Here is an 11,840-nt window from a genome sequence, read left to right on the forward strand (position 1 = left end):
GACGCAGGTCGTCGCGTGAGGGCTGACCGAAGCGGACGCAGGTCGTCGCGTGAGGGCGGACCCGCCCCGTCAGCCGAGCCGTTCGAGGTCGGTCACGGTCTCGTCGGTCTCGACGTCGCCCGTGTTGCGCGTCTCGGTCGGCTCGAAGAGGAGGATATCGGCCTCGGGCTCGGCGACCGGACGGTGTTCGGTGCCGCTGGGGACGACGAGCAGGTCGCCCGCCTCCAACACCGCGTCGTCCGCCTCGCGGAACTCGATCCGGAGCCGGCCGGCGTGGACGAAGAACAGCTCGTCGGCGTCGGCGTGGCTGTGCCAGACGAACTCCCCGTCGCCCTTCGCGAGCTTCACCGCCTGTCCGTTGAGTTCGCGGGCGAGCCGCGGCGACCACGGCTCGTCGAACGAGTCGAACGCCTCGTCGAGGGACACTTTCTCCATACCGACGGTCGGCACCGAAGGGTCAAAGTCGCTCCCCTCGCCGGCGCGATATATACCGCTCCGGAGGCGTCCGAACGCCTCCGTGTCGGAGGATACCCCACATATAAGCGCTTAGGAGGGTCGCCGGCGTGGCGTGGCGTATGGCAGCGACCCACGCGGAGGAGGGGAGCGGACCGATCCGGGCGGCGCGGGCGGCCCTCCGCGTCGAGCGCCGGCGCGTCGTCGACGAACGGGAGGCGTTGCGGGCGTTCCGAAGTCGGGTGTCGTCGATCCCGGACGAGAGCGGGAGCGGCTCGGGGGGCGCCGGGTTCGGCTCCGGCGCGTCGAACGCGCCCGCCGGCGTGTCGAGCGCGGTTCGGGATCCGGCCGGAAGCGCGGTGTGGGACGCGGGCGGGAGCGCGCCCCGCCCGGGCTCGCCGCTCGCGGCGGTCAGGGACGCCTATCAGGCCACGGTGATGTCGGTCCCGCACTACGCCGAGGAGTACGACGACACCTACGAGCGGAGCGTCGCCGAGGAGTTCGGTCCCGAGCTCGCCTACGCGCTCACGCGGACGCAGGGGTTCCGCGCGGAGTACAAGCGATCGCTTCTCGGCGCCGTCGAGACCGCGGTTCAGGAGCGCGAGGCGTTCTGCGACGCGCTGGAGTCGGAGACCGAGTCCGTCGAGCGCGCGCGGTCGCGCCTCGACCCGATCCGGACGGAGATCGACGCGATCGACGGAGAGCTCGGCGACGAGAACGACGCGGCGGCCGACGTCGGCTTCGGGGCGCTCGACGCCTGTCGGACGCGGACGGTGGCGCTCAGAGCGGACTGCGACCGCATCGCGGCTCGCCGCCAGCGCGTTCTCGCGGACCACGAACGTCGGCTCGCGCTCGGCGACGAGGTCGGCTTCGCGACGTACTGCTATCAGGACCTCGACGTCACGTACCCGGTGTTAGCGGCGGTCGGCGCGGTCGGCGATCAGTTGAAAACGCTCGGGGATCGGATCGAACGGGCGATGGCGCGAGCTCTCTGATCGATACGTTCGGACCGAGCCGCCACCGAGGGAGGCTCGGTGATACCATTTCAGTTATAAACCGCCGATCGACACGAACACCGCCGAAGCCCCAGTCGCTCGCTTATAAATAACCGTCAACAGATCGGTGGCGAACACCGCCGAAGCCCCAGTCGCGAGGACTCGCGCGCCTTGCTGCGCTCCTCGCTCGCGTTGCTCGCTGCGGTGCTTGCTGCGGCGTGCTTCGCCCTCGCGACAGCGAGAATCGGAGATTCTCTGGCAGCCGGCGCGTAGCGCCGGCGACTGCCCCTTCGAGCCCCGCCCCGCACCGCGACCGCACAGCACCTCACGCCTCCCCAGCCTCGTCGGTCGCCTCGCTCTGCTTCGGCGACCGACTCCCTCGCGCATGCTGTCTCGCGGCCGCCGAGGGCGGCCGCTCGCAGGCACGCGCCACCGCACGTTTATAAATCGCAGCCGCTGTCAGCGCATCTCGGCGACGCACTTCGGGCCCGGTAACACCCGTGTCCGCGCCGATTCAAGTCCCTCCGCGACGTAGGCTGGGGTATGACAGACGAATCCGAGACCGCCGAGAACGGGTCTGGAGACGGCCCGACGCCGACGCCCGGGATCCACCACGTGACCTGCGTGACGGGCGACCCGCAGCGAAATCTCGACTTCTGGGTGGACACGCTCGGTCTCCGGCTGGTGAAGCGCTCGATCAACCAGGACGACCCCGGGACGTACCACTTCTTCTACGGCGACGCCGAGGGGACGCCCGGCACCAGCATGACGTTCTTCCCGTGGACGGACCTCCCGGAGGGGGAGGTCGGCTCCGGGCAGGTCTCCCGCACCGCGTTCCGCGTGCCCGAGGGGAGCCTCGACTTCTGGGAGGACCGGTTCGACGAGCGCGGTGTCGACTACGACGAACGCGAGGAGCGCTTCGGCGAGACCGTGCTCCCGTTCCGCGACCCGGACGGGCTCCCGATCGAGCTGGTCGCCGTCGAGATTCCCGACGACGATCCGACGACGGCGTGGACCGCGCACGTCCCCGAGTCGGCCGCGATCCGCGGCTTCCACTCGGTGACGCTGTGGATCGCCGACCCCGAGCGCACGGCGCGGCTCCTCCGGACGATGGGGCTGGCCGAGACCGAGTCCGAGGCCGACGCCGCGACCGGCGACGAGCGCACCCGCTTCGCCGCGGGCGGGCCGGTCGGGAAGTACGTCGACGTCGTCGAGGCGGACCGACAGGGGCGTTCCGGGCGCGGCACGGTCCACCACGTCGCGTTCCAGACCCCGACCGACGCCGACCAGTCCGCGATGCGAGACGCGGTGGCGTCGATGGGGCTCCGCCCGACAGAACAGATCGACCGCCACTGGTTCCGCTCGGTCTACTTCCGCGAGTTCGCGGGCGTCCTCTTCGAACTCGCCACCGCCGACCCCGGCTACGCGAGCGACGAACCCCTCGACGAACTCGGCGAGCGGTTGGTGTTGCCCGGGCGGTTCGAGGAGCGTCGCGAGGCGATCAAGGCCGGCCTCCCCGACGTGACGGTGCCGCGCTCCGACGCCGAGTTCGCGGCGAACCGCGCGGACTGAGAGCGCCGACTGAGCGGACGCCGACGGACGGCGCGACGACCGAGGACCGATCCTTCTAATCCCGCGCGGCCGAACGCCCTCCCATGACCGAGGACCTCGGGACGCCGGTGCTGGATAACCACCTCCACCTCGACCCGCGGCACGGCCGCGGGGTCGAGGCGGTCGAGGAGTTCGCGCGGCTCGGCGGCACGCACCTGCTCGTGGTGAACAAACCCTCGTGGCTGCTCGGCGTCGAGCCCGACGAGCCCGACGACTTCCGGGCCGTCTTCGAGGAGACGCTGGAGACCGTCGCGGCCGCGACGGAGGCCCTTCCGGGCCGGGCGTGGCCCGTCCTCGGCGTTCATCCCGGGCTGATCAGCCGGCTGGTCGACGAGCAGGGCTTCTCGCCCGGCGAGGCGCGCGACCTCATGGCGGGCGGGCTGGAAGTCGCGAGCGAGTACGTCGCCGACGGCGACGCGCTCGCGCTGAAGTCCGGGCGGCCCCACTACGACGTGAGCGACGCCGTGTGGGACGCGTCGAACGCGGTCACGCGGCGCGCGTTCGAGCTCGGCGCCGCGGTCGACTGCGCGGTCCAGCTCCACACCGAGGCCACCGAGGACCTCACCGACCTCGCGGCGGTCGCCGAGGACGTCGGCCTTGACCCCGAGAAGGTCGTCAAACACTACGCGGCCGGCGAGCTGGCGGGCGTCACGCCGAGCGTGATGAGCGACAAGGACCGACTGGAGCGCGCCGCCGAGGCGGGCGAGCCGTTCCTGATGGAGACCGACTTCGTCGACGACCCGGACCGGCCGGGGATGGTGTTGGGGCCGAAGACCGTTCCCCGACGGGTGCGCTGGCTGCTGGAGGCGGGGCGCGACGAGGCCGTCCGGCGGGCGCACGTGGAGACGCCGCGGGACGTGTACGGGATCGACACCGAGGCGACGCTGGACCGGGAAGAGCCGTGACGGACGCCGCCCCCTCGCGGCCGCCGGCGGTCCTGTTCACCGGGTTTCCCGGGTTCCTCGGCTCGGCGCTCCTCCGTCGCGTCCTCGCCCGCGGCGACGGCCCGGTCGCCTGCCTGATACAGCCGCAGTACCGCGACCTTGCCGAGCGTCGCGCCCGGGAGATCGTCTCCGCGGTCGGGAGCGACTCCGCGGACGGCGGCGACTCCGCGGAAGACGGCGACTCCGCGGAAGACGGCGACTCCGCGGAAGACGGCGACTCCGCGGAAGACGGCGATCCACCGGCCGTCCACCTCTACGAGGGCGACATCACGCAGCCGGACCTCGGTCTCGGGTCGGCGCTCGACGACCCCGACCTGCTCGGCGGCGTCGACGAGCTGTACCACCTCGCGGCGGTGTACGACCTGAGCGTCGACGCCGACCTCGCCGAGGCTGTGAACGTCCGCGGCACCGAACGCGTCCTCGACGCCGCCGAGCGGGTCGACGTCGAGCGCCTCCACTACGTGTCCACCTGTTACGTCAGCGGGCGGTACGACGGGGATTTCACCGAGGAACACCTCCGCGAGGGACAGTCGTTCAACAATCACTACGAGGAGACCAAGTACCGCGCGGAGGTCGCGGTGCGCGAGCGGATATCCGAGGGGCTCCCCGCGACCGTCTACCGGCCGGCGATCGCCGTCGGCGACAGCGAGACGGGCGAGACCGACAAGCTCGACGGGCCGTACAACCTCCTCCGGCTGCTCCTCGCCCAACCGAGGCGGCTCGCGGTCGCGTTCTCGGTCCCCGGCGCGGCCGCGACCGAACTCAACGTCGTCCCGCGCGACTACGTCGTCGACGCGATCGCCGAGTTGAGCGCCCGCCCGGAGACGGTCGGCGAGACGTACCAGCTCTGCGACCCCGACCCCCTGATGGTCCCCGAGTTCGTCGGGGCGCTCGGCGACGCCGCGGGGCGCCGGACCGTCACCGTGCCGACGCCGAAACCGGTCGCGAAGGCGGCCGCGTGGCTGCTCTCGGCCGGCGGCGTCGACGTGGAGCCGGCGACGATCGACTACTTCGACCACCCGACCCGCTACCGCTGTCCGAACGCGAGCGACGCGCTGGCGGGCACCGCCGTCTCGGTCCCGCCCTTCGAGTCGTACGTCGACCGGCTCGTCGCGTTCGCCCGCGAGAACCCCGACCTCGGCGACGATCCGATGACGTGACCCGCGAGCCGTGGTGCGGTCGCGAGGCCCCGTCGCGGGCGGACCGCGTGACCGAAGCGCCTCCCCGGAATCCGGGACTCACGCGGGTGAGACGCGGTCTCGCGCGGCGATCGATAGGAAAGGCATTTGAGTAGTCCGGGCGACGTACGGGACATGACCGACGACGACGCCGTCGAAACGTTCTATACCGACGAACGCTGGCAGAACTGGCTCGACAGGCTGGCCGAGGAGGATCTCGACCCCGAGAACGAGGACTCGGCGCGGCTCCTCCTCAACCTCCAGGACGACGCGGCGATCGCCGTGGTGAAGGTGCTCGCGGCGTTCGACGACGGGCGCATCGACGAGGAGCGCGCCGTCGAGGAGGTCCGCGATATCCGCGAGATCGTCCTCGCCGACGTCGAGTTCGACGACGAGGACAAGGTGATGCTGATCGACGGCGTCCAGACCTCGCTCGTCCCCGTCTTCTACGCGGCCGAGGAGTACGTCGTCGGCGGCGTCGTCGACGGCGACGTGACCGAGTTCGTGCGCGCGGCCGCCGAGGCCGAGGAGGGCGACGACTTAGACGCCGCGCTCGGCTACGTGGTTCAGGCCGGGACGCGCGTCATCGACGGCGAGGCGCTCGACATCGAGCTCGTCGAGGACCTCGAATACGGCCTCGTCTCCGAGTGGGTCAACGGCCTCGACTCCCTCCAGTCGGCCATCGAGGACCCGGAAGTCGTCGAGGAAGAAGACTGAGTCGCGGGCTGCGGGCGGTAGGCCGGGCCCACCGAGGCGGCGGCGACCGGAGGAAGAGTTATGCCGAATCTGGCCGAGACCCGGCTATGGACCTCCGTCGGAACCTCTACGCGGCCGCCTTCGTCGGGGCCTCGCTGTCGTACATCTTCAACGTCCTCGCGTTCACCGGGACGTTCGACGCGTTTCGGTGGGTCGTGTTCGTCGCCCTCTTCCTCGGATTCACCTACGGATTCGAGAGACTCATCGGTTGGCAGACCGACTCGACGTGATCACGGCCGCCGACCGCGCCTTCCGCATCCGTCGCTGGTCGCGGTCAGCGACCGTCAGTCTCGACGGAACGGGGTGAAGCGTTTTGAGCGCGCGCGACGTTGCTCTCGTATGGTCTCTCTCGCGGCCGGACTGGCGATCGCGCTGCTCGTCGTCTGGACGGCCAGCGCGTTCGTCCCGTTCGTGCCGGGCGGCGCCCTCGCCGCGCTGACGGTCGTCGGCTACGCGTACACCACCGGCTTCGCCGAGCCGGGCCTCGCCGTGCTGGTCGCGCTCGTCCTCGTCTCGCTTCTGGCCTCGCTCGCGGACCTCGTGTCGGGAATGGTCTCCGGGAAGCTCGGCGGCGCGTCGACGCGAACCGTCGTCGTCGGGACGCTGGTCGGAATCGTCCTCCTGATCCCGCTCGGGCCGATCGGGCTCGTCGTCGGACTGGGCGGCACCGTCTTCGTCGCGGCCCTCGACGAGCACGGCGGCGACGCGCGCGAGGCCGCTCGGCAGGCGGCGTACGCGGTGGTCGGCGCCCTCGCCAGCGCGTTCGTCCAGGCCGTCCTGCTCGCCGGCGTCACGGTCGCGTTCGCGCTGGCGGTGCTCTGATCCCGGCTCGGCCTCACGCCGCGACGGAGAACAGCAGCAGGTTGTGCGCCGCCGGGCCGAGCCCCATCGCCGCGACGAACCCGAGCAGGAGGTACCCTTCCGCCGGGTCCTCGCGGACGTACGCCGCGAACAGCCACACGACGGCGCTCGCGACGGCGAGCTTCACGAGGAGGAACAGCCACCCCTCACCGAGCACCGGCACCGACGGGAGCCCTTCGATTTCCAGTAGGATCCGCGAGACGGGCGTGCGCTCGCCGAATCCCAGTTGGGTCGTCCCGACCGCGGTCGAGACGCCGTCGAGCGCGTGGCCGAACACCGCGAGGGCGCCCACCCCGCCGGTGACCGCGGTCTCGGGCCGGAGCCGCGTCAGCCCGACCCAGGCGGCGCCCGCAATCGGGACGGTGAGCGCGAGCGCGAGCGCCGACCAGCGCGCGCCCGCGAGAGAGATTCCGGTGCCGACCGCGACCGCGACCACGGGGACGAGGAGGACGGCGCCGGCGCCCGCGAGCGTCGCCGCGACCCGATCGGGCCGGGCGGCGTCGGCCGCGAGCCACGCCGCGCCCGCGAGCGCCCCCACGGTGAGGTAGACAGTCGGCGAGCCGGCGAACGGCGCGAGGAGCGGCGGGAGCGCGTCGACGACGTAGAGGACGTGCGCGGCGGAGCCGAGCGCCATCCACGGGGCGAGCGCGAGCACGCGGCGGCCGGTCACTCGCGGGCGGCGTCGGCGGAGCGCGAGCGCGACCCCGCCGGTCGCGAGCAGGACGACGAGGAGGTGCGGGAGGGGCGGCAGCGTCGTGCCCGCCGGGAGGAGGCCGCCGACCATCAGACGGACAGCACGGGCTGGCTCGCGTACAGGAGGACGTACTCCGCGGCCTTGCCCAGCACCTCGCCGGGGTCGCCGGAGACCGGCTCCCGCGGGACGACGATGAAGTCCGACTCCAGCTCCTCGGCGGTGTCGAGGACGACGCTCCCGGGGTGGACGGTCTTCACCGACGTGGAGAAGCCGTACGCGATCGAGTTGCTGTGGGGGACCCCGGCCGCCTCCGCGCGGCGCGCGACGGAGTCGGTGAACGCCTCCGAGTCGTCGGCCACCTCGCTCTCGTCGACCACGCCGTGGTCGATCGCGCGGACGACCTCCTCGTCGAGGACGTACAGCGCGTGGACGCTCGCGCCGTACTCCGTCGCGAGCGCGATCGCGTAGTCGACCGCCTCGTGTGACTCCTCGCTGCCGTCGACGGGCACGAGGACGAGGTCGATGTCGAGATCGGTCATACCCGGGTCGTCGGCGGGGGAGGTCAAAAAGCCCGCCCTAACGGGAGTGCCAACGGGTCCGGGCGGGGTGTGGCGTCGACGAGCGAGTCAGAACCCGGACAGCTCGCGCTGGCCGGCCGCACCGCGCTCGGCGGGCGGGACGTTCGTCGCGACGATCTCGTCGACCGCCTCGCGGCCGTCGGCGTCGCTGTTGATCGCGCGGGTCGCGTCCTCGCGGTCGACGCGGAAGCCCGCCTCGGCGTACGCGTCGTACATCACGCCGCTGTTCGAGAGCACGACCCACACGCCGGCGTCGTCGAGCTCGCCGGCGACGTCGAGCAGCCGGCGCTGGTCCTCGCGGTCGAACCCGGCGGCGCTGTACTCGTTGAAGCTCGCGGTCGCGCTCATCGGCTCGTACGGGGGATCGAAGTAGACCAGATCGCCGGGGTCGGCGGCGTCGAGGACGTACGCGAAGTCGCCGTTACGGATCTCGGCGTCGGCGAGCAGGTCGCTGGCGCGCCGGACCCGGTCGCGCTGGACCCAGTCGGGGTCGGCGTACCGACCGATCGGGACGTTGAATCCGCCGTCCGCGTTCTCGCGGTAGAGCCCGTTGTAGCAGGTGCGGTTGAGATACAGGAGGAGGGCGGCCTCCTCTAACGGATCGAACGCGCCCTCGTACGGCCGGCGGTTGAACCGCGCGCGCTGCTGGTAGTAGTAGGCGTCCACGTCCCGGCCGCGCGCGGTCTCCTCGGCGTACGGGAGGTCCGGGTCGGGATCGCTTTCGGGGTCGTCGAACGACGCCAGCAGCGAGATCAGCTCGTCGGGGCGGTCGCGGACCTGCTCGTAGAAGTTCACGAGCCGCGGGTTCGCGTCGTTGATCGTCGCGCCCGCGGGTTCGAGGTCGAAGAAGAGGGCGCCGCCGCCGACGAACGGCTCGTGGTACCGACCGAACTCGGCCGGGAACCGAGCGTACAGCTCGTCGAGCAGCTGTCGCTTGCCGCCGGCCCACTTCAGGATCGGCTCGGCCATCGCTGTCGGGTGTCGCCCGCGCCCGGGGATAAACGTCCCGGGCCGCGTTCGCGGGGGTCGGTCTCGGCCGAGGGAGCGCTCGGGAGAAGGGCGCTCGGCCGGCGGCGGTCGGTCGTCGAAGTCCTCGGCGTCGGGCTCCGGGAGGTCGTCGACGTGGCTCGCGGCCTCCTCGATGGCGGGGAGGTGCGTCTCGCGGAGTTCGGGCACGATCTCCTCGACCCGTCCGCGAACGCGGAGATCCGCCCGTCTCGACGGCGCCGTCGGCGAGGCCGGCGACGACGCGCCTTCGCTCCGCCGCCGCGACGGCGACCGCCGGGTCGGTGGTGAGTGTGTCGAGTGTCATCGTGTTGCTGTCGGTATGTACAGAGACAATCTGTTTGAAATAAAATCACGCCGTGCGTGCCCGTCGAGAATGTCGGTCGTCGCGAGGAGGTATCCGGCCTCTGAGTGTGAAACCCCGGCACACGGAGTATCTCACAGAATTTTGAGAAGTGTATCAACGAGTACCGTGGTACACCTTACACCCCATTAACAACCGTTTTAGATGTTTAGAGTCGGTGTAGTGTGGTACCGTTTCTCAAAACATATTTGGGAAGTGAAAGGTTTTAGTCGGGGGAGCGCGTACGGTGAGATATGTACCAAGGCTCTATCACCTCGGCGGAAGCTCACCGGCCGATCGGTTCCGAGTCGCCGCCCGCCGGCCGCTCGCCGCTGGGAGTGCTCGTTTACCTGGCGCTCGTCATCGTTCCGTTCGTCGCGTTCACGTACCCCGTCGCGACCGTCGCGCTGCTCATCGGTACCGTCGCGCTCGCCGTCCTCTCGCGGTCCGTCAGGCGCACCCTGCGCCGGCGCAGCGGTCGCGTCCGAACGCTCACGCTCCCCGGGCTGGGAACCGTCGAGTACCGGATCACGACGAACTGAGGCGGCAGACCCCTCTCGAAACGCGTCGCCGAACCGTCTTTTAAGAGAATCCCCTCGGGCAGCGGTGCCCTCTCGACCTTTTCCCTCTCGACGTTTTTATATCGCGTACGCGACGCGCTCGCCGACGTCGAGCCCGTTCGCGATGGCGGCGTGGAGCCGTCCCTCGCCCGCGACCCAGTCGCCGAGGAGATACAGCCCCGCGTCGCGCGCCGAGTCGACCGGCCCGCGGTCGACGCCCCCTTCGGGGAGCGCGTAACGCCACCCCTGGTGGTCGGTCCACGCGGGGTCCGCGAGGCGCTCGTCGCCGACGATGTCGGCCGTGTGCTCCGCGAGCGCGTCGACGTTCTCTACCGGGTCGTCGTCGTAGTGCGCCGCCGACCACGCGTCGTTCGCCTGAACGACGAGCAGCGTCTCGCCGTCGGGAACGTGGCCCGCCTTACACTCCTCGCGGGAGATCCACCCGACCGCGTGCTCCTTGTCGGTGTTGACGAGCGCGTAGTAGGGAACGTCGAGCGCGAACGGATACCGGAGGATCGCGGTCCAGACGCTGCCGTACTCGACGTCGCCGACCGCGTCGACGAGCGTCTCGCGGAGCGGGTCGTCCCACTCGGCCGTCCGAAGCAGTTCGGCGGTCTGCGGGGCCGGCGGATTCATGAGGAGCACGTCGAACGGCCCGTGCGTCTCGCCGTCCGCGTCGTCGAGTTCCCAGCGCCCCTCTCCGGTCCCGTTCGGGGCGTCCTCGGAGCCGACCCGCCGGACCGTCTCGATCCGGGTCCGCCGGTGGACCGTCGCGTCCGTGCGATCGAACAGCCGCTTCGCGATCTGGGTGAGCCCCCGACGGTAGCTCCACTTGTGGTCGTCGGCGTCGCGCCCGGGAGACACCTCTTCGTCGGCGTCGAAGGTGTACACCGGCTCCGTCACGTCGACGAGCCCCTCGTCGTCGAGCATCTCGGTGACCAGGTCGACGACGCGGTCGTCGTCGCTCTTCAGGTAGTTCGCCCCGTAGTCGTACGTGAGATCGTCGTGGCGACGGGTCGCGGCGCGTCCGCAGAGCCCGCCCGACTTCTCGAACACGGTCACGTCCGCGTCGGGCACGGTTTCGTCGATGACGAACGCCGCCGCGGCCGCCCCCGCGCCCGCGCCGACGATGCCTACGTCTGTCACACCGATCCTTTGGACCGCGATCACTTAACCGGTCGCGTGCGGCGGGTGTGGCGGGTGCGGCGGGTGCGGCGGGTGCGGCGGGTACGACGGCGAAAAGGGGCTCAGTCGTCGTCCGGGCCGACGACCACGACCGGGGCGTCGGCGCCGCGCCGGACGCGAGCCGGAAGCGGGTCGGGGTGAAGGAGCCGGTCGAGTCCGGTCCGGCGGGCGGAACCGACCACCACGAGGTCGGCGTCGTGCGCGGCGGCGAAGTCGACCGCCTCCCGGTGCGGGGTGCCGTAGCGGAACCACTTCTCGACGTCGACGTCGGCTGCGGCGCCGGCGGCCTCGACCGACTCGACGAGCGCCTCGCCGGCCCGCTCGCGGCGCTCGACGACCATGTCCCAGCCCTCGGTGGTGTCGACGACGTACAGCGCGTCGACGGTCGCGCCGTGGGCCGCGGCGAGGTCGACGGCCGTCGACGCCGCCGCCCGCCCGGCGGGGTCGTCCGTCGTGACGACCAGCACGCGCTCGAAGCGCCCCGCCCCGGGAGACGGCGCGGCGAAGTCGGCGTCGCTGGCGGTGGTCGCGGCTCCGTCGTCCGGGTCGGCGGGGTCGGCGGGGTCGACGTCGGTGGACATGTTGTGAGGTTCGGGCCGTCGGTTCGACGAAGGCCCTGTGTTCGAATACATGTACGAGAGGGTTGCTCTTAACAATTTTCGACAGGATAGACGATT

At 71.2% G+C, this 11,840-nt stretch carries 14 protein-coding genes and 1 pseudogene; 8 read left to right on the plus strand and 7 right to left on the minus strand.

Annotated elements, in window-relative coordinates:
* Positions 1-69: 69 nt before the first annotated feature.
* Positions 70-435 carry a cupin domain-containing protein gene (locus EXE46_RS10170; RefSeq protein ID WP_137688283.1) on the minus strand — a complete coding sequence of 122 codons (366 nt, stop codon included), beginning with the start codon at positions 433-435 and terminating at the stop codon, positions 70-72.
* A 140-nt stretch (positions 436-575) separates the two neighbouring features.
* On the opposite strand from EXE46_RS10170, the gene EXE46_RS10175 reads away from it, so the two are divergent.
* The 7 genes from EXE46_RS10175 to EXE46_RS10205 all read left to right on the plus strand — a co-directional run bounded on the left by EXE46_RS10175 (position 576) and on the right by EXE46_RS10205 (position 6,759).
* Positions 576-1,448, plus strand: coding sequence for a hypothetical protein (locus tag EXE46_RS10175; RefSeq protein WP_137688284.1), 873 nt, complete (start codon positions 576-578; stop codon positions 1,446-1,448).
* A 543-nt stretch (positions 1,449-1,991) separates the two neighbouring features.
* Complete coding sequence (locus tag EXE46_RS10180) at positions 1,992-3,020, plus strand: ring-cleaving dioxygenase (RefSeq protein WP_137688285.1); 1,029 nt, start codon at positions 1,992-1,994, stop codon at positions 3,018-3,020.
* 83 nt (positions 3,021-3,103) lie between these two features.
* Entirely contained in the window at positions 3,104-3,964 is an 861-nt protein-coding gene (locus tag EXE46_RS10185) for a TatD family hydrolase (protein WP_137688286.1), read from the plus strand.
* Positions 3,961-5,163 (plus strand): SDR family oxidoreductase, encoded by a 1,203-nt coding sequence (locus tag EXE46_RS10190; protein ID WP_137688287.1) that lies wholly within the window; start codon positions 3,961-3,963, stop codon positions 5,161-5,163. Before EXE46_RS10185 ends, EXE46_RS10190 begins: the two co-directional genes overlap by 4 nt.
* Before the next feature lie 153 nt (positions 5,164-5,316).
* The gene (locus tag EXE46_RS10195) at positions 5,317-5,898 is read left to right on the plus strand and encodes a DUF2150 family protein (protein ID WP_137688288.1); all 582 of its coding nucleotides are present in this window, start codon (positions 5,317-5,319) and stop codon (positions 5,896-5,898) included.
* An 86-nt stretch (positions 5,899-5,984) separates the two neighbouring features.
* Positions 5,985-6,167: a hypothetical protein gene (locus tag EXE46_RS10200; protein ID WP_137688289.1), complete on the plus strand. Its 183-nt coding sequence runs from the start codon at positions 5,985-5,987 to the stop codon at positions 6,165-6,167.
* Between the two features lie 109 nt (positions 6,168-6,276).
* Complete coding sequence (locus EXE46_RS10205; protein ID WP_137688290.1) at positions 6,277-6,759, plus strand: DUF456 domain-containing protein; 483 nt, start codon at positions 6,277-6,279, stop codon at positions 6,757-6,759.
* 13 nt (positions 6,760-6,772) lie between these two features.
* Here the strand turns inward: EXE46_RS10205 and EXE46_RS10210 are convergent, their stop codons facing one another.
* The 4 genes and pseudogenes from EXE46_RS10210 to EXE46_RS17680 all read right to left on the minus strand — a co-directional run.
* Positions 6,773-7,582 (minus strand): DUF63 family protein, encoded by an 810-nt coding sequence (locus EXE46_RS10210; RefSeq protein ID WP_137688291.1) that lies wholly within the window; start codon positions 7,580-7,582, stop codon positions 6,773-6,775.
* Entirely contained in the window at positions 7,582-8,031 is a 450-nt protein-coding gene (locus tag EXE46_RS10215; RefSeq protein ID WP_137688292.1) for a universal stress protein, read from the minus strand. The genes EXE46_RS10210 and EXE46_RS10215 overlap by 1 nt, the downstream gene beginning before the upstream one ends.
* Before the next feature lie 87 nt (positions 8,032-8,118).
* Positions 8,119-9,039, minus strand: a complete 921-nt coding sequence (locus tag EXE46_RS10220) for a Dam family site-specific DNA-(adenine-N6)-methyltransferase (protein WP_137688329.1) — start codon at positions 9,037-9,039, stop codon at positions 8,119-8,121.
* 111 nt (positions 9,040-9,150) lie between these two features.
* A pseudogene (locus EXE46_RS17680) lies at positions 9,151-9,382 on the minus strand (hypothetical protein); the annotation flags it as partial.
* A 290-nt stretch (positions 9,383-9,672) separates the two neighbouring features.
* On the opposite strand from EXE46_RS17680, the gene EXE46_RS10230 reads away from it, so the two are divergent.
* Positions 9,673-9,960 (plus strand): hypothetical protein, encoded by a 288-nt coding sequence (locus EXE46_RS10230; RefSeq protein WP_137688293.1) that lies wholly within the window; start codon positions 9,673-9,675, stop codon positions 9,958-9,960.
* A gap of 96 nt (positions 9,961-10,056) precedes the next feature.
* Here EXE46_RS10230 and EXE46_RS10235 read toward each other — a convergent pair whose 3' ends face one another.
* The gene (locus EXE46_RS10235) at positions 10,057-11,124 is read right to left on the minus strand and encodes an NAD(P)/FAD-dependent oxidoreductase (RefSeq protein WP_137688294.1); all 1,068 of its coding nucleotides are present in this window, start codon (positions 11,122-11,124) and stop codon (positions 10,057-10,059) included.
* Between the two features lie 101 nt (positions 11,125-11,225).
* Positions 11,226-11,744, minus strand: a complete 519-nt coding sequence (locus EXE46_RS10240) for a universal stress protein (protein WP_137688295.1) — start codon at positions 11,742-11,744, stop codon at positions 11,226-11,228.
* Positions 11,745-11,840: the final 96 nt, after the last annotated feature.

Origin of the sequence: Halorubrum sp. GN11_10-6_MGM (genome assembly GCF_005435165.1) — an archaeon.
GTDB lineage: Archaea > Halobacteriota > Halobacteria > Halobacteriales > Haloferacaceae > Halorubrum.